This window comes from Paraglaciecola aquimarina (genome assembly GCF_032464635.1).
GTDB lineage: Bacteria > Pseudomonadota > Gammaproteobacteria > Enterobacterales > Alteromonadaceae > Paraglaciecola > Paraglaciecola aquimarina.
Window position 1 is genome coordinate 2,272,091 of the sequence record NZ_JAWDIO010000002.1, and the last position, 21,530, is coordinate 2,293,620.

The following is a 21,530-nucleotide window of genomic DNA, read 5'->3' on the forward strand; positions in this document are numbered from 1 at the left end:
CAGTTTTTGATATACTGCCGTTTCTCTAACCTTTTGAAATTAAGGAATAAGTGTGCATATCCAAGTACCAGACAACCTTTTGTCTTTAGATAATATTTTACCCGATGAACCGTTACTCATGATGGGAGCAGGTCCGGTGCCTATTCCTGCTAAAGTGGCGGCAGCAAACGGTATTGTTATCAATCACTTGGGCGATACTATGGCACAAATTATCGAGCAAGTTAAATTGATGTCTCGGTATGTGTTTCAAACGGAGACTGGGCATATCCTTGGTGTAGCTGGACCGGGGTCGGCTGCGATGGAAATGGCGGTGACTAACTTAGTGGTACTCAGGCAGTAAAGTATTAAGTATTTGTAATGGTTTTTTTAGTAGCCGTTTGGCAGAAATGGCCCAGCGAGTGGATGCAGAGGTTGTGCGTTTACAAGTCACCGAAGGATTAAGCGCCGATCCTCAAGTGGTTGAAGAATACATCATTAAGCATCAACCTCGAGTGTTGACAGTGGTGCAAGGTGAAACCTCAAATACTGTTTGCAATCGACAGTTAGCAGAGATAGCAGCAATTGCTAAGCAGCATGATTGTTTAGTGATTGTTGACGCAGTTTGTACCCTTAGTACCATGCCATTTAATATGGACGAGTGGGGGATTGACGCGGTCATTACCGGCGGACAAAAAGGCTTGTCGTGTATTCCTGGTGTATCGTTAATTGGCTTTTCGAGCAAGGCATGGCAGTTTATTCAAGGCCGTAGTGATCAACTTCGCCACTGGTGTTTAGACGCTAAATTAGCCGACCAATTTTGGTATAAAAAGTCGTATCACTATACCGCCCCTGTTTCTGGGATATTGGCGATTCATGAAGCTTTACGCTTAGTATGCACCGAAACACTTGAGGTTAGGTTTGCCCGTCATTTACGAAGCTCACAAGCATTGCAAGCAGGAATCGAAGGTATGGGCTTAGATTTGTATGTTAAACCCGAAGACAGACTAAATTCTGTCGTTGGCATCAGTGTGCCAAAGGGTATAGAAGGCAAACAATTGCTGAATACAATGTCCAAACGCTATAAGGTCGAAATCTCGGGATCATTTGGGGCCAATATTGTAAGAATAGGACAAATGGGCGAGCAATGTCGCACACATAATTTATTTAGGACCTTACATGCCTTTGGCGCTAGTTTAAATTTGTTAGGACAAAAACTCGACTTACCTGCAGGAATGGCAGCGCTAGAAACAACATTGGATTTGAACGGATACGCTGACGAAATCTAAAACATCAGGGATGCCAACGTGCTTGACTCACTCGGATTGCCATTAGTCAAATTTGGCTTAGGTGATTGATTTCTTAAGATTTAACTGCTTGGTTGCTTAGGTAACTAACTAATATTTGCCCCGCTTTTTGTATATGCTCTGTCAGTATTGCTTGTGCCGCTTCTATTTGTTTTTCTTTAATGGCCGCGATTAGCGCTATGTGCTCGTTATGGGCCGTGTCTACATAATCTAGCTGCATAGCGTGAAACCCGATATACCGTGAGCATAATTGGTGTAGATTGTGGATAGTGTTCTGTAAGGTGGGACGATTAGCGGCTTGGCATAAGCAGGTATGAAATTGCCAATTTAGTTCACCATGTTGCTGTGCGTTCAGATCTTTTGATGTTAATTGTTCTAATATATCAATAGCTTCACCGAGCCGTTTATTGCTAATGTGGGGGATAGCATAGCCTAGCAGCAATGGCTCCAAACGCATGCGCATTAAGTATAAATCTTCAGCCTCAGCGGCGGTCAGCGGGTTGACCATAACCCCACATTTTCCAGACGGTATTAGCCATCCTTCACTTTTTAATCTTTGTAATACATCACGAATAGGGATCCTGCTGACGCCATATCGAGTTGACAGTTCTTCTTGTTTAAGTACTGAGCCATGCGCTATGTTTTGCTCAAGAATATCTTGTCTAAGTTGGTGATACAGGGTGTCAGATGTGAGGTTAGCCATTGTTTTTATTCTCACTCATACCTTTGTTGACGCGACTAGCCGCGAGCGCAATCAGTCCAATCACTATGCCCCAAAATGCAGAGGCGATGTTAAAGAATGATACGCCAGAAGCGGTAACTAAAAAGGTAATCAATGCGGACTCTCGATAATCTGGCGCTTGAAAAGCAGACACCAAACTACCGCTAATTGTACCGAGTAATGCTAAACCGGCTAGAGCCGCTACCATTGCCCCATGAAATGCCGCAAATAATCCCACGACAGCCGAGCCACACACGCCAGCTACTATATTAAACACCCCACAAAATACTCCCGCAATATAGCGTTTTTGCGGATCGGGATGAGATTCTTCACTAGCACATAAGGCGGCGGTTATGGCTGCATAGCCAAGCGCAAATGCGCCGAACGGGGCAAACAGTATATTTAATCCTCCACACCAACTTATTAATGAAGACACCGGTAGCTTCTCTTTGCTGGTGGAACGTAAAATGGCGATACCAGGTAAAGTTTGTGAGGTGATAGTGACAATGAATAATGGTAAGCCCACTCCTATTAACAAGCTAATGTCAAATTCTGGCCATACCCAAACAGGCGTGGCGAGTGACCAAGAGACGTGTTCTAGCTTAATGAGATCTAACCAATAGGCGCTAATGAAACCAGCAATTAAGACGGCTACTACTGAGTATCTTGGCAGTAACCGTTTGGCGACTAAGTAGGTGATAAACATGATGCCAACCATTAAAGGTTCTGTTTGCATCGAGCCAAAAATATTAAAGCCAAATTGGATTAAAATGCCCGCCAACATGGCCGAAGCTAGTGGTAACGGTATACGTTTGGTGATGGTGTCAAACCAACCAGAGACACCAGTAAGTAGGGTTAAGGCGCCAACAAATACAAATATACCTATGGCTTGCTCAATACTATTACCCGTTAAACTGGTTATGAGAAGGGCTGCCCCATGAGTTGACCAAGCTACAATAATAGGTCGTTTATAGTAAAGGGATAACCCGATACAGCCTATGCCCATCCCAACACCTAAGGCCCAAACCCAAGATTCGAGCATATCGGTACTGGCTCCAGAAGCGCTAGCAGCCTGTAAAACAATGACTAATGTACTGGCATAACCAACTAGTACTGAAATAAACCCTGCGCTAACGGCCGATAAACTCAGATCGGATAAAAAAGACTGGTTTTTCATAAATGTATACAAATTTAAAAATGTATACATTTTATAGCAAATTTTGCTGGCAAATGGTAATAATTCTATCGTAATTTGTTAGAATCAATTTTGAAAAGTTAATTTACCTTCAATGGTAGGCACACTCCCAATAAGGAATTTTATGTTTAGTCACATTATGATTGGCGCCAATGATATACAAGCTTCAAAGAAGTTCTATGATGCTGTATTAGGTGTAATGGGCCATAAGCCTGAGTGTATTCGATGAACTAGGTCGCTGCTTTTATTTTACTGATACCGGTATTTTTGCTTTAACTAAGCCTATTAATGGTGAACAAGCTAGTCATGGCAATGGCACTACCATTGGCTTTAGTGCTAAAAATGAAGCGAATGCTGATGAATGGCATAAAGTTGGCTTAGAAAATGGCGGTGTGACTTGTGAAGAGCCACCTGGTTTGAGAGTAAGAGGTGAGAAAAAATTATACTTAGCTTACTTACTTGATCCATCTGGTAATAAGATTTGTGCGTTATACCGACCTAAGTAACCTGAATCCTGGATAAGCCGGATCTCTTGATATTGCTTAGCGTCAACTAGTGTTTAGCTTGAACGATACTTCTTATTCAGAACTCAGGTTAAGTAGTCAGGCATGATTTCTTTGAATGCATCCAGCGGTTTTTGAGTAAGGCGACGAAGTGCAGGAACGAATACCGTTGATATCTTAGTCGTCATTTCTAGCAGTATAATGGCGGGATAATTTCTGCCATTACAACTGCCAATCCGCGCCCATCACTAAATAACCATCAAGTAGACATTAATAAATGTCACTTTAAAAAGTATGGTCTGACATACCTAAGTATCGCAGTGTAGATTTTTTAATCAGCAAAATAGGTGTTTAATACATCCATCGAAACACGAAGACCTCAACAGATTCGCGTTTCACTTAACTAACACTAATTTACTGAGGGTTTAACCATGTTGAAAATTGTTAAAACATCTATCGCTATCGCTACCACTTCTTTAATCTTTGCTGGCAACGCACAAGCCGATGTAGGCGAAGCACTACAAAATATCTGCACTATTGTGAAAGCTGACGACAAAGGCGAACTACGTAAAAAAATGAAACGTGTTCAAACTGATTTCAGCTTACGAATTAAAGATTATTACTCAGGTGTGTCATGTGGCGGCAACAGCTTAATTCGTACAGCTATGCTAAACAACGCCATTGAGACAGGTACATTAATGGTTAAGAAAATGCCTAAAAGTGACCTAAGCGCACCAGAGAAAGACGGTAAGACTGTACAGGCATGGGCTGCTGAAAACGGTTTAGCTGACTCGCCAATCGTTGCTGTTTTAAAAGACCGCATCTAATTCACCCTAGTCATTATCAAGAATAACTGGCCTAGCGGTAATGCTTATTGGCAACATGCCGATACTGCAAACATCCGCTAGGTTTCAAAACGTTCAACATGGTAGGTTGGTAACGTGCAAACTTTGTATTGCATCGACCTTAAAAAACGGCCTCAGGAGAGGCCGTTTTTTTTGCTTATTTGGGGCCTACACCTTCAGCAGCAAATCTAGCTTGAAGGCGTTGTTGAATTTTGGGTCCTAAGGACGCCCCATGCTTTTGGCCTTCCATCATGCTTTGTTGTGTTATCTCAGGCAATAATGACGCCATTTTACTCCCCGTCTTCGTTTTATAAAAATCCACAATTTCTTTTAACTCTTGAAGGCTAAAATGTTTGTGATAAATTTTGTAAGACATTTGATTTACAAAGCCGTTGGCAATAAATTCGTCGTGCATTATGGCATTCATTTCGTCTTTAATTATGCCTTCTACTTTAGGGTCAATATCTTTATTTTGCTGGCGCATCATGGCGATCATCTGATTTGAGGCGGCTTGCCCCATCATTTCACCAATCTTAAGCGCTCCAGTTATATCCAGCATTTCATCGATGACTTGTTTTTTCTCTTCTGTTAACTCGTCTGCAAGTGTGACCTGCGAAAACAATAGTGCAGAGCTCATCAAAATGACTTTAAGCATTTGTAATCCTTTAATATTTTAGGTGGGTAGTATGTTAATTGCTAATTTGCAATAACCAAAAAGTTGCAGGCATAGTAAAACAACTTATACAAGGAAGCTAGTTCGCTATTACATCAGCAAAGCTAAACCATCATTTCTAATAACGTATTTAAATATCGTCTGCCAAGCGTTGTGACTTGCCAATGAGTGCTGGTTTCGGTAATCAAGCCTTTGCTTATTGCACTTTGTAAATTGCTTAAGGTTTGTTTATCGAGCGTCAAGCCCGTGAACATTGGGTAATCAGCTTTGGGGCAGGGCTCAACTAATCGAAAGCGATTCATGAAAAATTCGAAGGGCAAATCTTCTGCTTTAACACATATTAATTCGTTGTTGTAAGGCTTTGTAAAGTCCATATAGCCTTTCGGATGCTTTACTTTAACAGTACGCATAATTTGGTTTTGGTTACTATGAGGTTGTGAAGCAAGCTGAGTGATTTTCCCATGGGCACCACATCCAATACCTAGATAGTCACCGAAACGCCAATAATTCAAATTATGTTGGCACTGATTATTGGCCAAACTATAGGCTGAGATTTCATATTGTACGTAGCCCGCTGCACGCAGTACTTGGTCGCCTTTTTGTTGTATATCCCATAACAATTCGTCTTCGGGCAATTGGGGTGGCTTGGAGTGAAATTGGGTATTCGGTTCTATGGTAAGTTGATACCAAGATAAATGGGGCGGTGATAAATCGATGGCTTGCTGTAAGTCAAACATCGCATCACCAATAGACTGATCAGGTAAACCATGCATCAAGTCGAGGTTAAAACTGCTTAAGCCTATTTCTTTAGCTGTGCTTGCAGCCGCTATTGCTTGACTATCATCATGAATACGCCCTAATTTTTTCAGCTTGTCTGTTTGAAAGCTCTGAACGCCAATAGACAAACGAGTAATACCGGCCGTAACATAGTCAGCAAATTTTTGGCTTTCAAAAGTACCAGGGTTGGCTTCCATAGTGATTTCGGCATCTGCAGTTACATCAACTCGCTGTTTTACGCCGTCTAATAGGCGCTTGATTGATCCTGCGCTAAACAAACTTGGTGTGCCTCCGCCAATGAAAATACTATGAATAGGTCTGTCTGCTACTAGCTTAGCATCTTCGCTTAGATCATCTAACAAATGACCTATGTATTCTGCCTCGGGTAATGTCTGTTGTTTTTGTCCATGAGAATTAAAATCGCAGTACGGGCACTTTTGCACACACCAAGGAATATGAATATACAAGGATAGCGGCGGCAGGGTTAAGGCTGAGGGTAATGGCACCTTTCTATCCAATTACATTTTTTAATTGGAGCACTAATTGCTGTAATGCTTGGCCACGATGACTTAAGGCATTTTTTTGCTGCTTGCTTAATTGCGCTGAGCTACAGTTTTTTTCGGCTACCCAAAATACTGGGTCATAACCGAAACCATTTTCGCCATGTGGTTGTGTGGTGATTTCGCCTGCCCATTCGCCTTGGCAAATTATGGGGGTTGGATCGTCTGCATGGCGCATAAACACTAATACACACAAGAACTTAGCTTTACGGTTGCCAACAGGAACATCTGCCAGTTCATTTAACAATTTGACAATATTCGTTTGGTCTGTGGCATTGTCGCCAGAATAACGGGCTGAGTATACTCCATAGTGCGCCACCTAATGCGTCAACGGCTAAGCCTGAATCGTCAGCAATAGCGGGTAGACCGGTAATACTTGCTGCATGGCGTGCTTTTATGATTGCGTTTTCGACAAAAGTGGTGCCAGTTTCAGCGACACCCCCAACGTTAAATTCACTTTGCGCCAGCACATTTAAGCCTAGGCCCGCTAACATTTCGCCTAACTCTTTAACTTTACCTTGATTGCCAGTGGCCAGAACTATTTTTTTTAGATCTTGTCGTGCTGTCATGTGAGTTGCCATTATGCCTTTTTACCTCTACCTTTTTTCTTCTTTTTGCTACTGGCTGTGCGTTTAGCTTTTAGCATGGCTTTTTTGGTTTTAGTACTAATTTTCTTTTTGGTAGGCGGCTTCGCTTCTTTGTTTTGTGGGCGTAAATCTGCAATCACTCGGCGTTTTAGTACCTGTTTAGTATAACGTTCAATTTTAGGTACTATGGCAATATCATGTGCTTCGACGATAGAAATTGCTGTACCTTTGTTACCAGCGCGGCCTGTACGACCAATTCTGTGGACATAGACATCCGCTGTGCGAGGCATGTCATAGTTGATAACGTGGCTGATATTATCAACATCTATTCCTCTAGCGGCCACATCGGTTGCCACTAAAATCTTCACTTCACCGCTCCTAAAACGTTCCATTGCCGCATTACGTTTGTCTTGAGGCATTTCACCTTGCAACCAGCCGCACGGGATGTCAGCAGAGTTTAGCTGGCCTACTAAAGTTGCCAATCGTTCGCGGGTTTTCACAAAGACAATAGCGGTTTCTACCTGATTGGTCAGGATGTGGGTCAATAGCGCGAGTTTATGATTGGCATTGTCGGCTAAGTGGATCCATTGGTGGATCACGCCTTTTTCCTTGCGACTCGAATCGGCTTCTAGTTCGACAGGCTCATTTAATAACTCACTAGAAAAACGAGTAATGCCTGTACCTTCAAGAGTGGCCGAAAATAACATAGTCTGCTTACGCCATCTGGCTTCACCAGCAATTTGATTCACGATAGCTGAAAAGCCCATGTCTAGCATGCGGTCTGCTTCGTCTAAAATAAGGCACTCGATGTCGCGACAGTCAAAGCTTTCGGTTTCGATGTGCTCAAATAAACGACCAGGGGTAGCGACCAAAATATCCAGATTTTTTTCCAATAAGTCACGATCCGTGCCGTAATTGATCCCGCCTGTAATGACGCCACAATTAATGTGTGGCAAATACTTACATAAGGCTTTAGCTTGTTCAAAAATTTGTAAGGCCAGTTCACGAGTGGGCGTTAATATTAATATTCGCGTTGCACCAGATTGGCGTCTTGGATAGTCCAATAAGAACTGGCAAGCGGGAAGCAAAAACGCCGCCGTTTTACCCGTACCCGTTGGTGCTGAGGCGAGAATATCTCTACCGTTCATGGCTTCTGGTATGACTAACGATTGGATGCTGGTGGGGGTTTTGTAACCCATGTCTGCGACTGCATGGATCAAGTCATCGTCTAATTCTAATTTTTCGAACATGTAAACTGCCTAAGCGTTATTTATGGAGCATTCTATTGGTGCGGATTATAAAGGAGATAGTAGATAGTAGATAGAGGATAGTGATTCTGAGACTTGAAATATAGAAAAATATAACCCCATAAGGCACCGAAAACACAGTGTTTTGGTTGGTTATTTTATTGTTTTCTTCCTCTTCTCGCTCCAGACAGTATGTCGCTTCGGTGCCATGAGCAGTCATGGGGTAGAAGTTCTCTGACTGGCTAAGGGGCGTGCCGATACCTTAAGTATTTCATCTCGCATCCATCGGACTTATTGCTCCAGATTTATGCTTACCTAAAACGTGAGTGTAAATTTGCGTGGTTTCTACATCATCATGCCCTAGTAACTCTTGCACGACTCTGATGTCATGCCCTGTTTCAAGTAATTGAGTTGCACAAATTTGTCTGGAACTCAATTTGAACATCCGCAGGATGGCCAGAATGGAAAAATGCATGGACGCATTTTTTAAAACTATGGCGCAAAGGTATGTAATGTAACCCGTTTTAAAATACCAGCTTCTTGCACTGCTTTCTTTAAGGCCTTTCGAAACCCTGTTTGGTGAAGGTGATGACGGCATACATAGCCACCGTAAGGGTCAACACATCATGTCGTTGAAGGAAATATATATTGCCAAGATTGCTTCCTATTATGTAAATTCTTCAAGTCTCACTTTGCTTTTCATAAAACCGATAAGTTATTAGTTTAACTATGGAAAATATTCTTCACATAGTTTTTAATAGAAAGCATAAAAGTCGCGTTAAAGTCAGGCTCCTTTTGTTTTTTAGTTCTGCGGCAGATTTGGTTGAATGGAAGTAGAAAATACGTAATAAAATCATAAGGTAAGCACTAAAAATGACAGAATTAATAATCAAGTCGAGAAGTTACATATACGACATGCTCGATAATAAGGGTTATGCGTAAAGGGACGTTTTGTGTATTTAAGATTTGTGGTAAATGAGTTCAATGAAGAATCAAACCAACGGCTTGGTATTTTCCATGCGATTCGTTATTTGAAAGATGATGGCGAATTTTTACCTTACGAGTTGGCTCAAGCTGAAAGTGTGATGAATTGGTTCAGTAACCATTTGGAATCACCATTAGACTATTTGAATAAGCAGAAGTCTAAAAAATCTGATGTTTTTATAAGCTGGTTCAAGGTTTCAGCTAGACTACATATTCAAAAAGTTAGAGAGTTTGCGATAATACTTGAGGGTAAGGGCGTTATTGTCGAGCAATTGAAAACTGATAACCCTGTAGAAATTGTATACGAAGATGACCATCAGGTGTTTGCGAGACCATATGAGCGGTACTAAATTCACGTATAACAAGAAATTTGAAGACGGACAAAATACAAGAGCGGTATTTCGCCGCTTAAATTGGTGTTAGGTATTTATCATACATGAGTGAATATTTCCGAGTTGTTCTAGTCATTGTGTTACACGCTTCTTGCTTCTTTATTGGCATGTCACTCTTTAACTTGACTGGACTAAGTGTGATAAATCAGGAGATATCACTAATTAAAGAATTTTTTATAATTGCTCTTGGGCTCGTTGGTATTTTATTGGTTTCTTACCAATCTGGGGAGCCTTTTACTCATACTTTCTTAAAGTTAATTTTGCAAAGTTTAGAGTGGTTGTTTTTATTATTGTCACTGGTATCGCTTACATCGTTCGTTAGCGAAGACAACGCTAAAGTCTGGTTTATTGCATTTGTAGCATCAGCTATAACAACATATGGTCTTCATAAGTTTAAAAATAGTATGGTCTTAAACAATACCTATTAAATAAGGATAGGTCGCCCGCAGCCGCGACTTAATCCTATTGTTGGACAAGCCCGGAGTTGAAGTTTTCTGCTTATATAGTAGATATATCGATGAGGGGTAAAGGATTGTTTTATATTGCCTTTTTTCTGGCCGAGTGTGGCTGAGGCTGCTTGTATTACTACTTTAGCAGCCTGTTTTATCTTTTCTTTTCATACATAGTAATTCTAATTTCTCCTGCGTTATTTAAGTGCCTAATGGTGTGGGCGCATCTTGTGCCTAGGCGCATTCCATTGCTGTAATGGCTCGCACTTTGGGCTTGAATATGGAATGGCGTTTACACCAAACAATATGCAGTAGGCCTTGGCAGTGGGGGCAGCACTTTTTGGTGCGTTGACGCATTGGTGGCGATGTCAGTTTGACCTTTAGCATCAACTGAATGCGCTGCAAGGTAGATTTTGCGTTGCCATGTAAAAAACCATAATCTCGGGTACGCCTAAAGCCTTTGGGCAGAGTGCTCCAATTAAGACACCCATAACTAAATTTGATGACAATCTTTATGAGATTCACTTTTATGGGGGTCTCGATAAGAATGTCTTCGGGGTTTTAGAGGATAAATGTTGGATCCCTGCTAACAACATGCAGGGATGACGGGCTTTGACGGCAAGCGCAGAAGCAGCGGACTAGGTTAGTTCAAGATTGAGCTGCATTGTTGGTTTAGAATTAACATGGGTGTCCTGATAAGCGTTGGTTTAGAATTAACATGGGTGTCCTGATAAGTGCTCTGATAAGTGCTGTTGTAGAGCCGGTGTTTGGCAACATAGGAACCAACAAAAAGCTCAACCGATTTAGCCTACGAGGTAAAAGTAAAGTGCAAGGCCAATGGTATTGGTTCTGTTTGATACATAATCTGGAGAAACTCAATAATTATGGACAGTTAGCGGCGTAATGGGTCAAGTAACCACTCCAAATAACGCGCCCCAAGTATGGTAATAGTGTGACTTCGGTTGGACAAAAGCGAATATCTAGAAAATCGAAGTGTAGAGTAAAAAATTTTGCAAAATCAAATCATCCAAGGCAAAGTTTATTAATTATAAAAATTAAAGAAAGGTGAGGAAATGGTCTGTCACAATCGACTTTTTCTACAGCCTCGTTAGGTTTACTGGGAGAGTTTTGTCTGTATGGAAAATTGGTTGATAGGTATCGTTGGGGCTCTCTTAAGTGCAGCATGTGGTGGTTATGTTGGGCATAAATTAACGGTAAAATTATTCAACGAGCGCTCCAAGCTTCAAAAGCAGGCATTTTGGGGAGAGTTTACCCTCTTGAAGGAAAGATATAGTTCGTGTGTTCCAGCGTTAATTGATGATTATAAAAAGCCATTAAAAAACTCATACTCTAGAGTTCCTGCGTTTGATATGTCACTTATTGATAGCTTAAGTACTGAGCTTTGCGCATCAACGGAGCTGCTAAACTTTGATCAACGTGATTTGATAATTGGGTTGAAAGTAATCTTTCCCAAAATTAAGACGGCGAACTTGAAGAGAGATGAATTACTCCAAGAATGGTTCACGAAAGAGAACAAAGCTGAAGTATATGATCCAATTCGCTTTTATACTGCTCAGTTGCTGCTTGATGTTATTCAAGTCATTTTTTATACATGTAAGATCGCAGAAGAAAAGCAAAATTTCACTTTTGGTAAATATGCTGTGCAGGACTATGCGGAAGTAGCATGTCGTATTTGTGGTATTGAGTATGATAAAAATTTCTGGATTTGTATTAAGAAAAGGTTAGCCCCTGCGGAGTAAGCCTAACAAATTTAGCCAGAGCGACAATTATGTCGTCGCTTGAAAAGCAGCAACAACAAAATTGCGCCTGCTAAATGCGTAAGCCCTTTAATTTCCTGTTTAGCGAAAAGGCAAATTTCTTCCGTATTTTTCCGACTAATCTACTGCTAGTCTCGTTCCGCTGCAATATAGCGCTCTACCTTGGCTTCCAACACCGCCAGCGGTTTTGAACCGTCAGATAAGACAATATCGTGGAACTCCCGAATATCAAACTTATCGCCCAGGCTTGCTTCAGCATGTCTGCGAAGCTCCCAGATTTTTTCGTAGCCGATACGATAGGCAAGAGCCTGGGCCGGCATACTGGTTGAATAGCGTAAAGTCTCAGAAGCAATTTCAGATTCCGACTGGATAACGTATTTCGCCATGTATTCACGGGCTTCTTCTAGTGACCAACCGAGCGCATTCATGCCGGTGTCAACAACAAGGCGAGCGGCCAAAAACATTTCCCCAATGTAACGGCCATACAATTCTTCAGGGGTCGCATAAAGGTCCATTTCTATTGCCAGTACTGGCTGCGTATTCTGCCCAGCCTTCGGTATACGCATTATCCAAGGAGTTCTGGCGAAACTTTTGCAGTGCTTTATTTTCAGCCTGCGTAGCAATGTGAAAATGGTGGCCGGGTAACAGTTCATGGTATATAAGAGAGCCTGCCCAAACCAAGCTTCGATCCGGAAGGTTCGAAGCGTTGTAATAATAGTAGCCAACAGGATTTGCTGAGTTGGGTTCATCGTAATAGCCATAAGTCATCCCAGCTTCGGCCTCCGGTGGTAGTCGCTTAACGCCATAAGGCGCTTTAGGTAATGACTTGAAATATTCTCCCAACTTCGGCTCAATCCGGTGTATGTAATCTAAGTATCTGGTTTCCACTTCAGCAGCGTCAGCCGCTATAAATCTAGGGTCATTTTTTAGATGTTGCAGGAATTTCTGCGCGGTTCCTTCAAATCCAAGTTGCACTCGAATGGCTTCCATGCGCCGCGAAATCTCCTCAACAGCTGCTTTTCCACGTTGATGTATATCTTCTGGGGATAGGTTAAGTGTTGTCATTTTTCTCACTAACCTTTTGTAAACCTGAAGACCATTTGGATATTGAGCTAGACCTACACTTTCAGGTGCGTTGGCTTCGTATTCTTCTCCCAAAACAACCAATAGTCTGTCGAATCCACTGACAATACGGGTTTCAATTAACGATTCAAGTGCTTTATTGAACTGGGCTTTCTCTTTCGCAGAAAGCTCGTTAAGTCGCTTTTCGTCAACTCTAATGGCTGAAGGTAACCCACTTTGCATACCTTCCCACGTCAGCCGGGTTGAAGGTAGGGCCGGCTTTGGTAAATAAATACCACGCTCAACCTGCCCTTCGACCTTGGCAACAAGCTGGTCGATCATATCTGCCAGTTCGCCCACCAGTTTTAGGTAATGTTGTGCTTCAGATTCGTTGTCGAGGGACTGCATCTGCAGGGCTTGCTGGCTAGTTCGGAACGAATAGGGGGCCTGGTAGGCTGTTATGTCAAACAACAACCAGTAATCGTCGTCATTTGAGCCATCTTCCTGATTTTGGAAGGCCAGTATTTCGTAAGTGATCAGATCATCCTCCGACAAGGCTTGGCTGTTAATCTTTTCTAATTTTTCACGGTATTTTTGGATCTGTAGTAATTCCTTGCGGTATTCCTGCAAGGTGAGGTCCTCGAATCGCTCTATAGGCAATCCTTCCTGTAAACGATAGTAAGTATACTGCTCTAGGTAATCGGCCCAGATGTCGTCGGCCAAGGTGCGTAAAGCTTTAGCAGCGTGCAACTTGTCGGAGTCTGAGATTTTTACTTCGCTGGCGAGTGAAGCTGGGCTTTCCTGTTTTTGGGCGCAGGCGGCCAGAAAAAGCGATACAAATAGGGCAAAACAAAGAAAAACGTGGCGATTGATGTACATGTGTGGCTCCATTTTCGGGGTTGGGTTGATTTGTAGGGTTTCGACAGAATTTTAAGCTGAAGGCCCTTTTTACTATTTACCGCTTTTGGGCAGTAAAGCTCCCTATATACTGCAGTGGTAAATACCCAAATGCAGAGTATAGGAACAATTAAAGCTATTTACTAGCCCCTGTGACAGAGCCCGTTTTGGCTTGTTTTTTGAACCCTGTTCGAGGCGACCGTAACAAAATAGTCGCGGAGTATGCTTTAAGAAACAATGTAAATCCTATCAGCATTGCTGAGAACACAATAAACGATAAGCTACCAAAAGAAATCGAAGAACAGTTGCCGGCTATTGAACCGCTCCAATTAAGACAGCCATAACTAAATTTGATGACAATCTTTATGAGATTCACTTTTATGGGTGTCTCGATAAGAATGATTAAGACAGCCATAACTAAATTTGATGACAATCTTTATGAGATTCACTTTTATGGGTGTCTCGATAAGAATGTCTTCGGGGTTTTAGCGGATAAGTGTTGGATCCCTGCTAACAACATGCAGGGATGACGGGCTTTGACGGCAAGCGTAGAACCAGAGCGCTCCAATTAAGACACCCATAACTAAATTTGATGACAATCTTTATAAGGCTCACTTTTATGGGTGTCTCGATAAGAATGCTATGCTAATCTTCTACTCATAGAAACCTCACACTAAAGTTTTAAGCTTTAACAACTGCTTCTCTCGGTGCTTCTATTTGACAAGCTTTTAGTCTTTAGCGGCTCCACTTTGCGCCATTCTGGTTTACTCTGCTTCATGCTGCTTTTGTGCGGCAATGACTGATATTTCCACTAACAAGGCAGGCCTTGCCATAGCAGCTTGTACGCAAGCTCTTGCTGGAGCATGACCTGTTGGTACCCAGTTGTCCCATATTTCATTCATGGCAGCAAAATCATCCATGGTTTTGAGGTAAATAGTGGCTGATAAAATATGTTCACGGTCGCTTCCAGCATCGCTCAATAACCCATCTACTTTGTCTAACATGGTTTGAGTCTGATGTTCTATGCCTTTGCTGGCATCGGCAGCGACTTGGCCACATAAATAAACCGTGCCTTGATGGATCACAATACGGCTCATGCGTTGTTTGGTTTCTTGGCGTTGAATATCGGTCACGTTAATTCCTCAATAAATTTTGCCAGCATGATATCAAGAGTGTTTTTAATCGTCTTGTAAAAGTCTTTAATTTTATTTTACCCGGGTTTTATTGTTTTTTATTTTTATCTGGGTAATAATTGGCGTCGGCAACAAATAAGGGGATGTTATGGATACTCAATACTTAGCGATTTATCAGCAAAAATTTTTAGTGAAGGGCAAGCTGCAAGAGGTAGTACAAGAGGTAAAAGCGAGGGAGCAGGAGCTGGGTTTTGCCATCGAGCCTATCGTCATCGAGGTAGAAAACTGCCAACGCATTGACTTTAGTTGGCATGGTAATACACAACAAGTATTGGCCAATTTACCTAATGCACAACCAAAGCAACAGGCCAAGCGAGGTCGGCCTAAATTAGGGGTTAAGTCCAAAGAAGTGACCTTGTTGCCAAGACATTGGGAGTGGCTAGCAAGCCAAAGAGGTGGGGCTTCGGCCACATTGAGGCGACTAGTTGAAGAAGCGCAGAAGAATCCTTCAATTGAACAACAAATTTTGCTGAAGCAGCAACAGTTAGATAAATTTATGTTGCTTTTTCTAGCGGATGAGCAAGGTTATGAAGAAGCAAGTCGAGCTTTGTATCGCAATAGCCGTGTTGGTTTAGAGTCTGCAATAGTCACTTGGCCTCGAGAAATAAAAGACTTTGTATTAGATAAGTTTGTTGAGATAGCTGTTTTGCATAACGGAGCTGCATAATATGCCACACGATACAAAAGGTCTTACCGATAACCGGTATGTAAATGGCTCCTTGGGTAAGGTCTTCTTTAAGACCGCAGCTCCCATTATTTTTATGATGTTGGTCAATGGGTCGTTTAACTTAGTGGACGCATATTTTTTAGGTGTGTTTGTCGGCGCTGACGCGTTAGTGGCAGTCACCTCTATGTTTCCGGTTTTTATCTTTTTAATTGCCATGTCTACTTTAGTGTCTAGCGGTTTTTCAAGTGTGATGGCAAGACTGCTCGGTGCGGATAAAATCAGTGATGCCAAACAAGTATTTTCCCAAGCGGTGAGTTTATCTTTGTTGGTGGCTATGGCTTTGATTATTATGTTCTTGTTGTTAGGTGAATGGTTAACCATTGCTTTAAATAATCAAGATATTCCGCTGGCTAGTATGAGTTACACCTACATCACTATTATGTTGTTAGGCTCGCCTGTCATGTTTTTGCTCACGTTAAATAGCGATAGCTTACGTTGCGAAGGGCTAATTCCGGTTATGGCCAGTGCTTCTCTAGTGGCTGTGTTGCTAAATGGTGTATATAACTACTTGCTAATTGTGCAGTGTAACTTAGGGGTGGCAGGCTCCGCTTTAGGTACTTTGCTTGCGCAAATAAGTGCGTCATTGTTGATTATTATTTACCGAGCCAAAGTCAATACCAGATTAAACTTACCCTTCATCAGTTTGTCTAGGTCACGTGAGCACTGGAAGGCGTTTTTAGTCATAGGCGCGCCAGCCAGTTTAACCCATTTGGGCTTTGCTTTATCGTCTGGGGCCATTTTTTACAATCTACAAATTTGGAGTGACGGCAATTACGCTGATACTGTTGGAGCTTACGGTATTTTAACGCGCTTAATGACCTTTATCTTTTTACCAATTTTAGGTTTGAGCCTAGCTTTTCAAACTATTGTTGGTAACAATTTAGGGGCCGAAAAGTTTCAGCGAGTGAATAAATGTATCAAAATTGCTTTGTGGGCATCACTAATTTATTCAGTATTTTGGCAAGGGGTGATTTACTTTTTGCATCATAAAATTGGTGCTGTATTTGTTAATGATATTGGGATCATTAATGAAGTGAGTCGTATTTTTCCTACCGCTACCTTTGCATTATGTTTATTGGGGCCGCTGATGATAGTCACTATGTATTTTCAAGCTATAGGTGATGCAAGGCGAGCAGGTTTGCTGAGTTTGGCAAAGACATACGCGTTTTTATTGCCTTTGCTATTTATCTTGCCTTTGGAGTTTTCTGAGTGGGGAATTTGGTATGCCAGCCCTGTCGCTGAAGTGTTAGCCCTCCTACTGACGTTGGCCGTTTTGTACCACAGGCAGCGCTGTGCTAACTATAGGTGGGGACTTTACAAAATTACTTAACTTAAACTCGATGTATGGACTTAGGGTGCTAAGTACTAAAATAGCCTATGCTCCCTGCATAATCGTAGGGTGTGTTAGTCAGCTATGTGTCACTGACGCGGATTGATAGGCTAGGGTTGGTATCAGTGCTTATGTTTGAGATGGTGTTCTTTTAATAGGTCTCTACCAAAGTCGTTTTTAAAATCACGCCAGACGGTATGAATATGGTTGCCATTTTGCTGTGCATTATCATATTCAATTAAGAACGTTTCGCCTTGAATACGGTAGTAATGTTGGTTGTTCACTTTCGCGCTTCCAGCCCAGAGCAAATTGTATGTTGTTAAGGTTATGCTGTTGGATCGCTAGATATCGAGACTGGGCTATTTCGATTGGCATGTTGTTAAGATAAACCGAAATTAAATTAAGCAGTTGTTGTTTTTGGCTTGTGCTTAGCTGCTGGTACAAAATCCCTTTTTTTCTAACGGTTTGACCACGCTTTTATTTTTGCTGAGAATATCGTTGTAAGCCTTATCAGAAATAATCGCCTGCGCTTTCTGTGTGGCCGATAAACTTTCCAACAGGGCTCTAGCGAGATCTTCCTCTTGCCGTAAAACCCTTAGTCCTTGTTTTTCTCCTGAGGCTACAATAGCGGGATTCGCTCCCCAGAAATTTGGAGTGACAGCTGATAAGTGACCATCTTTAACGGTGAAATTTAGCGACAAGTGATGGCCTTCAAACCGCCAGCCCCAGATTGGGTCTTGCTGTGGGTTGCCAAAGATACTGACGTAGTATAATTGGTTATCTCTAAATGCTTTTCCGCTCAATAAAAATAACACTTGCTCCAGCCCAATAATGTTGGTGGCCTTTTGATAACCTTGTTGGCTAAGACTCGACTGCAGGATAGTAAGTGCTAGCTTTTTTTGTTGTTCGTTTAATTGTTTTAAAGGCAACCCTTCACGTGCGGTTGGGATAAATTTCCAGTCATATCTTTGCTCATCTAGAAATTCAAATAATGCTTGAGTTCGTTGATGTTTAGACAGGCTATCTATGAAACTTTGCGCGTCTTTGTTTATCTGGCTGGCACTAGCAAACGAAGAAAATCCTGTTAGAAAAACGGTACATAAAACGAATATAAAATGAGGCATTGGTAGCATGTAGTGAATTAGGAATATCACATGTTAACGGGAATATGAGTGGTTTTATAGTGTTAATATTTTGTTGGTGTTTTGTTGATGAGGTAGGGCCTAATCGCCACTTAAATTATTGCCAAAGGCATTGCCGCTAAACTTAAAATGACTATTTGCTGTTAGATGCTCTTTAAATTTGTTGAAGGGTACGGCTTTACTGTAATACCAACCTTGACCATATTTAATGTTCATTTTTAGTAATTCGGTAACTTGTAGCTGGTTTTCTATACCTTCGGCAATAATGGTTGCTTCTAATTTATCTGCAATCGCTACAATATTAGGAATAAGTGTTGAGCGAATAGAGCCGGTTTCTACTTCATCTACAAAGGACTTGTCTATTTTAAGGGTGTGAATATCTAGTAATTTTAGTTGTGACAAATTGGAGTAACCGGTGCCAAAGTCATCTATAGAAATTTGAACTGGGCTGTTGGACAATGCCTCCAGCGTTTTACCAACTTCGTCATACAATAACTCTTCATCTTCGGTAATTTCAAAAGCAACATTTAGAGCAGGCGGGAGATCTTGTAATCGCGCTAGTCCTTTCAATATATCTTGATTATTGATGTCTTTCGGAAAAATGTTAATAGACAAATAAAATGGCTCATCAGGGCTTTGTATATGTTTAAAGTCTTGTAAAGCGGTCGATATAAGATACTCGGTCAATTGCCAAGAAAGATTTAATTTACCGACCACGGGTATAAATTGGTCGGGGTAAAGTGGTCCCATTTTATCTTTAAAACGGGCGAGTAATTCGCAGCCAACCACTTTGTTTGTTTCTAGATCAACAATCGCTTGATAATACGGAGTAAAACGCTTGGCCTTTAAGCCTGATGTCACTCTTCGATTGATACCGAACAAATAACGACATACTTGGTCGTAGACATACAAAGCGCTGATGCCAGAAAACAAAGCAACTAGAAAAGCAAAAAATATAAGTGAAGAGCTTTCAAATTCTGAAAAGTTATCTTGCTGCATCGCGACACATAACACACCACTTGCACTGCAAAACTCTACTGAGTGAGAGAGTAAGTGAACACTAAAATATTTTTTGCTATCGCTGGCTCGACTTTTAAAAATGCCATTGTCACCGTATAAGTGAAGCCATTGATTGTCTACTCTCGCACCTATTTCATAGTGTTTAAAGACAGTGTATTCACCTAATAACCCTTGAAAGGTCAGTATGACATTGTACTCGTTTTTCCTAATGACAATCCCAGTGATTGATTCATCAAAGGTTTCTAATACATGATCAAACCAGATTTTGTTGCCATCTATTTGAATATTTTCTGGGGAGTCCGTAATTGGATTGGCTAGTTTGCCGCTGCCAGTGGTGCAAGTCAGTTGTCCATTTTGATAAAAACCGATATCTCTAATGTCATTGGACTTAAATTGCGCCTTGCGCATTTGCATAAGGTTTTGCTGAGAACATTGAGTAAAGCCTTTTTCATGTAAACTGTTGATAACCTTAAAACCGTTGCTTAAACCATTCTGTATATTCTGAAAAATTTTCTCAGTTTGTTCTGCCAATTGTCTTTGCAGGATATGAGAATAGGAAAAAAAGAACAAACTAAAACCAATACAAATCCCAATTGTCGATACAGCAATTTTGTGTGGTAGATATGGTTTATGCATGTAAAACTACCCTCAAGTCACTCGTCGTAATTTGTCATTAGCATCAGTATAGTGCCAATGGCATTTTAGTGTATTTATTGTCAATTCAATATAAATTGTTTAGGTTACAGGTGGATTTGTAAATTTTTTGTTATCGTTAAACTTGTTTGAGGCAAAACTCCAGACACTCGCAGTAAACTTATATTCGTTTTAACGTAGAACCCTCTAATAAGGATCACCCATGAAATTAGTTTATAGGAATGAAAACAATATCTTAGTCAATCATGCGAAGAACTTACTAGAAAATGCCGGGATTGAGGTTCTGCTAAAAAATGAATATGTCTCTACAGGTTCGCACCCGCACTTTGTTTTTCTCGAACTTTGGATCGTAAATGATTTGGATGAAGATAAAGCATTGGGTGAATTATCTTCCCTGCAAAGTAATGAGGCATCAGAAGAATGGCTATGCCCTGATTGCGGAGAATCGAACGATGCCTCATTTGAAATATGTTGGAATTGTAAGCATGAAAGGAATGCGCAGGGTGAGTAGCCTTGTTTGGTCAATCGCGTCGTTAGTCATGCCGTCACTCAGCCCATATTGTGCGGGCTTGTGAGCGACGGTTTTAAAATGCTGATGTCGATCAAAGGATGAACATTTTTACAGTATCAGGGCTGTTATGACACTACTCCGACAATATATCTACCAATTCCCTAACGTCTGCTAATTGCTGGGTTAAGTCTGCCACTTGTTGCTCTAGCTGAGTAATACGTTGTAATGCGTCACTTTCTTGAGGGGTATGGCTGGTCAATGTGGGCTGGCTATAAGCAGGCGTATTGTTTTCAACGTTTTCGGCGGCAATTTTTACTTCGCCACTGAATAAATGAGCATAACGGCAATCACGTTTACCAGCCTCTCTTGCAAGTTTAACCACTAAACATTCGCCATTTAAGTCTGCGAGTTGCTGTAACACTTGCTCCACTTCACCTACATTGTCAAATTCTGCTAAGCGGTTAGTGCGTGTTCTTAATTCGCCAGATGTTTGTGGGCCACGTAGTAACATCACGCAGACTAATGCCAGTTGTTGGCGGCTAAATTTTAAATCGCTAAATTCGGTATTGCAGAATCTATGTTTATATTTGACAACCCGACTTCCAATGCCTGTGTATTCTAACGTGAGCTTTTTGTCTTTTAGCTCATCTAGTACATTTTGGACCTCTGATTCAGTCAGGCTCATCACCGGGTCGCGATTACTTTTTTGATTACAACCTAGGGTTAAGGCATTCAGTGAAAGGGGATACTGATCTGGGGTGGTGACTTCTTTTTCTAACAATACAGCTATGACTCTGGCTTGCTCTGGCGTTAATTGTACTAACATTCATTCTTCCTATTTTACTGCAGAAAGAAAGATTAATGCATTTGTAACGAATTACAAAGTGTTGGCTTGTAATCTAAGGTAGCTGTATGCAGGTATTTTGTGATGTTTTTCTTTTGATTTTTAAATATAGATTTACGATTTTGCATTTAAATGTTATTTATGAGTGAATTTATT

General features: G+C 41.3%; 19 protein-coding genes and 6 pseudogenes. 9 read left to right on the forward strand and 16 right to left on the reverse strand.

The window, feature by feature from the left end; genetic code table 11:
* Positions 1 to 52: 52 nt before the first annotated feature.
* Positions 53 to 1,265: pseudogene (locus RS130_RS11415) on the forward strand (pyridoxal-phosphate-dependent aminotransferase family protein).
* 73 nt (positions 1,266 to 1,338) lie between these two features.
* On the opposite strand, the gene RS130_RS11420 reads toward RS130_RS11415, so the two are convergent.
* A complete protein-coding gene (locus RS130_RS11420) occupies positions 1,339 to 1,986 on the reverse strand; it encodes a GntR family transcriptional regulator (RefSeq protein WP_316026060.1) in 648 nt (215 codons plus the stop codon).
* The gene (locus tag RS130_RS11425; protein WP_316026061.1) at positions 1,979 to 3,181 is read right to left on the reverse strand and encodes a benzoate/H(+) symporter BenE family transporter; all 1,203 of its coding nucleotides are present in this window, start codon (positions 3,179 to 3,181) and stop codon (positions 1,979 to 1,981) included. Before RS130_RS11425 ends, RS130_RS11420 begins: the two co-directional genes overlap by 8 nt.
* A gap of 142 nt (positions 3,182 to 3,323) precedes the next feature.
* Here RS130_RS11425 and RS130_RS11430 point away from each other — a divergent pair.
* Together RS130_RS11430 and RS130_RS11435 are read left to right on the forward strand one after the other, a co-directional pair.
* A pseudogene (locus tag RS130_RS11430) lies at positions 3,324 to 3,705 on the forward strand (VOC family protein).
* Positions 3,706 to 4,133: 428 nt separating this feature from the next.
* Positions 4,134 to 4,529, forward strand: a complete 396-nt coding sequence (locus tag RS130_RS11435; RefSeq protein WP_316026062.1) for a DUF3718 domain-containing protein — start codon at positions 4,134 to 4,136, stop codon at positions 4,527 to 4,529.
* 175 nt (positions 4,530 to 4,704) lie between these two features.
* On the opposite strand, the gene RS130_RS11440 is transcribed toward RS130_RS11435, so the two are convergent.
* The 5 genes and pseudogenes from RS130_RS11440 to RS130_RS23775 all read right to left on the reverse strand — a co-directional run.
* Positions 4,705 to 5,202: a DUF2059 domain-containing protein gene (locus RS130_RS11440; RefSeq protein ID WP_316026063.1), complete on the reverse strand. Its 498-nt coding sequence runs from the start codon at positions 5,200 to 5,202 to the stop codon at positions 4,705 to 4,707.
* Between the two features lie 122 nt (positions 5,203 to 5,324).
* Positions 5,325 to 6,503 carry a radical SAM family heme chaperone HemW gene (gene hemW / locus RS130_RS11445; RefSeq protein WP_316026064.1) on the reverse strand — a complete coding sequence of 393 codons (1,179 nt, stop codon included), beginning with the start codon at positions 6,501 to 6,503 and terminating at the stop codon, positions 5,325 to 5,327.
* Between the two features lie 4 nt (positions 6,504 to 6,507).
* Positions 6,508 to 7,126, reverse strand: a pseudogene (rdgB, locus tag RS130_RS11450) (RdgB/HAM1 family non-canonical purine NTP pyrophosphatase).
* 11 nt (positions 7,127 to 7,137) lie between these two features.
* Positions 7,138 to 8,394, reverse strand: a complete 1,257-nt coding sequence (srmB, locus tag RS130_RS11455) for an ATP-dependent RNA helicase SrmB (protein ID WP_316026065.1) — start codon at positions 8,392 to 8,394, stop codon at positions 7,138 to 7,140.
* Between the two features lie 268 nt (positions 8,395 to 8,662).
* Positions 8,663 to 9,057, reverse strand: a pseudogene (locus tag RS130_RS23775) (tyrosine-type recombinase/integrase); the annotation flags it as partial.
* Between the two features lie 287 nt (positions 9,058 to 9,344).
* Between RS130_RS23775 and RS130_RS11465 the strand changes: the two are divergent.
* On the forward strand, positions 9,345 to 9,725 hold the full coding sequence (locus RS130_RS11465) for a hypothetical protein (RefSeq protein WP_316026066.1): 381 nt from the start codon (positions 9,345 to 9,347) through the stop codon (positions 9,723 to 9,725).
* Positions 9,726 to 10,450: 725 nt separating this feature from the next.
* Here the strand turns inward: RS130_RS11465 and RS130_RS23780 are convergent.
* A pseudogene (locus tag RS130_RS23780) lies at positions 10,451 to 10,684 on the reverse strand (IS91 family transposase); the annotation flags it as partial.
* Positions 10,685 to 10,964: 280 nt separating this feature from the next.
* Between RS130_RS23780 and RS130_RS11470 the strand changes: the two are divergent.
* Together RS130_RS11470 and RS130_RS11475 are read left to right on the forward strand one after the other, a co-directional pair.
* A pseudogene (locus RS130_RS11470) lies at positions 10,965 to 11,120 on the forward strand (transposase); the annotation flags it as partial.
* Positions 11,121 to 11,352: 232 nt separating this feature from the next.
* A complete protein-coding gene (locus tag RS130_RS11475; RefSeq protein ID WP_316026068.1) occupies positions 11,353 to 11,976 on the forward strand; it encodes a hypothetical protein in 624 nt (207 codons plus the stop codon).
* A 146-nt stretch (positions 11,977 to 12,122) separates the two neighbouring features.
* Here RS130_RS11475 and RS130_RS11480 read toward each other — a convergent pair whose 3' ends face one another.
* From RS130_RS11480 to RS130_RS11490, 3 genes are all read right to left on the reverse strand, one after another.
* Complete coding sequence (locus tag RS130_RS11480; RefSeq protein WP_316026069.1) at positions 12,123 to 12,509, reverse strand: DUF885 family protein; 387 nt, start codon at positions 12,507 to 12,509, stop codon at positions 12,123 to 12,125.
* Positions 12,487 to 13,935: a DUF885 domain-containing protein gene (locus tag RS130_RS11485; protein WP_316026070.1), complete on the reverse strand. Its 1,449-nt coding sequence runs from the start codon at positions 13,933 to 13,935 to the stop codon at positions 12,487 to 12,489. The genes RS130_RS11480 and RS130_RS11485 overlap by 23 nt, the downstream gene beginning before the upstream one ends.
* 782 nt (positions 13,936 to 14,717) lie before the next feature.
* Entirely contained in the window at positions 14,718 to 15,086 is a 369-nt protein-coding gene (locus RS130_RS11490) for a RidA family protein (RefSeq protein WP_316026071.1), read from the reverse strand.
* 148 nt (positions 15,087 to 15,234) lie between these two features.
* Between RS130_RS11490 and RS130_RS11495 the strand changes: the two genes are divergently transcribed.
* Positions 15,235 to 15,813, forward strand: coding sequence for a DUF2239 family protein (locus RS130_RS11495; protein WP_316026072.1), 579 nt, complete (start codon positions 15,235 to 15,237; stop codon positions 15,811 to 15,813).
* A gap of 1 nt (position 15,814) precedes the next feature.
* On the forward strand, positions 15,815 to 17,203 hold the full coding sequence (locus RS130_RS11500; RefSeq protein WP_316026073.1) for an MATE family efflux transporter: 1,389 nt from the start codon (positions 15,815 to 15,817) through the stop codon (positions 17,201 to 17,203).
* A 122-nt stretch (positions 17,204 to 17,325) separates the two neighbouring features.
* On the opposite strand, the gene RS130_RS23540 is transcribed toward RS130_RS11500, so the two are convergent.
* The 4 genes from RS130_RS23540 to RS130_RS11510 form a co-directional block, all read right to left on the reverse strand.
* Positions 17,326 to 17,511 carry a DUF3500 domain-containing protein gene (locus tag RS130_RS23540; protein ID WP_346433328.1) on the reverse strand — a complete coding sequence of 62 codons (186 nt, stop codon included), beginning with the start codon at positions 17,509 to 17,511 and terminating at the stop codon, positions 17,326 to 17,328.
* Positions 17,438 to 17,647 carry a hypothetical protein gene (locus tag RS130_RS23785; RefSeq protein ID WP_428982770.1) on the reverse strand — a complete coding sequence of 70 codons (210 nt, stop codon included), beginning with the start codon at positions 17,645 to 17,647 and terminating at the stop codon, positions 17,438 to 17,440. Before RS130_RS23785 ends, RS130_RS23540 begins: the two co-directional genes overlap by 74 nt.
* Positions 17,632 to 18,327: a DUF3500 domain-containing protein gene (locus RS130_RS11505; protein ID WP_346433329.1), complete on the reverse strand. Its 696-nt coding sequence runs from the start codon at positions 18,325 to 18,327 to the stop codon at positions 17,632 to 17,634. The genes RS130_RS23785 and RS130_RS11505 overlap by 16 nt, the downstream gene beginning before the upstream one ends.
* A gap of 99 nt (positions 18,328 to 18,426) precedes the next feature.
* Positions 18,427 to 20,001, reverse strand: coding sequence for an EAL domain-containing protein (locus RS130_RS11510; RefSeq protein WP_316026074.1), 1,575 nt, complete (start codon positions 19,999 to 20,001; stop codon positions 18,427 to 18,429).
* A 220-nt stretch (positions 20,002 to 20,221) separates the two neighbouring features.
* Here RS130_RS11510 and RS130_RS11515 point away from each other — a divergent pair, with 220 nt between their 5' ends.
* Positions 20,222 to 20,530, forward strand: coding sequence for a putative signal transducing protein (locus RS130_RS11515; RefSeq protein ID WP_316026075.1), 309 nt, complete (start codon positions 20,222 to 20,224; stop codon positions 20,528 to 20,530).
* Positions 20,531 to 20,663: 133 nt separating this feature from the next.
* On the opposite strand, the gene RS130_RS11520 is transcribed toward RS130_RS11515, so the two are convergent.
* Positions 20,664 to 21,356 carry a YceH family protein gene (locus RS130_RS11520; RefSeq protein WP_316026076.1) on the reverse strand — a complete coding sequence of 231 codons (693 nt, stop codon included), beginning with the start codon at positions 21,354 to 21,356 and terminating at the stop codon, positions 20,664 to 20,666.
* Positions 21,357 to 21,530: the final 174 nt, after the last annotated feature.

Excerpts from the sequence above, each read along its gene's own strand:
- RS130_RS11485 (WP_316026070.1), bottom strand. The coding sequence starts at position 13,935 with ATGTACATCAATCGCCACGTTTTTCTTTGTTTTGCCCTATTTGTATCG.
- RS130_RS11500 (WP_316026073.1), top strand. The coding sequence starts at position 15,815 with ATGCCACACGATACAAAAGGTCTTACCGATAACCGGTATGTAAATGGC.
- RS130_RS11510 (WP_316026074.1), bottom strand. The coding sequence starts at position 20,001 with ATGCATAAACCATATCTACCACACAAAATTGCTGTATCGACAATTGGG.
- srmB (WP_316026065.1), bottom strand. The coding sequence starts at position 8,394 with ATGTTCGAAAAATTAGAATTAGACGATGACTTGATCCATGCAGTCGCA.
- RS130_RS11420 (WP_316026060.1), bottom strand. The coding sequence starts at position 1,986 with ATGGCTAACCTCACATCTGACACCCTGTATCACCAACTTAGACAAGAT.
- RS130_RS11495 (WP_316026072.1), top strand. The coding sequence starts at position 15,235 with ATGGATACTCAATACTTAGCGATTTATCAGCAAAAATTTTTAGTGAAG.
- RS130_RS11505 (WP_346433329.1), bottom strand. The coding sequence starts at position 18,327 with ATGCCTCATTTTATATTCGTTTTATGTACCGTTTTTCTAACAGGATTT.
- RS130_RS11480 (WP_316026069.1), bottom strand. The coding sequence starts at position 12,509 with ATGGACCTTTATGCGACCCCTGAAGAATTGTATGGCCGTTACATTGGG.
- RS130_RS11520 (WP_316026076.1), bottom strand. The coding sequence starts at position 21,356 with ATGTTAGTACAATTAACGCCAGAGCAAGCCAGAGTCATAGCTGTATTG.
- RS130_RS11440 (WP_316026063.1), bottom strand. The coding sequence starts at position 5,202 with ATGCTTAAAGTCATTTTGATGAGCTCTGCACTATTGTTTTCGCAGGTC.
- RS130_RS11435 (WP_316026062.1), top strand. The coding sequence starts at position 4,134 with ATGTTGAAAATTGTTAAAACATCTATCGCTATCGCTACCACTTCTTTA.
- RS130_RS11475 (WP_316026068.1), top strand. The coding sequence starts at position 11,353 with ATGGAAAATTGGTTGATAGGTATCGTTGGGGCTCTCTTAAGTGCAGCA.
- RS130_RS11515 (WP_316026075.1), top strand. The coding sequence starts at position 20,222 with ATGAAATTAGTTTATAGGAATGAAAACAATATCTTAGTCAATCATGCG.
- RS130_RS11425 (WP_316026061.1), bottom strand. The coding sequence starts at position 3,181 with ATGAAAAACCAGTCTTTTTTATCCGATCTGAGTTTATCGGCCGTTAGC.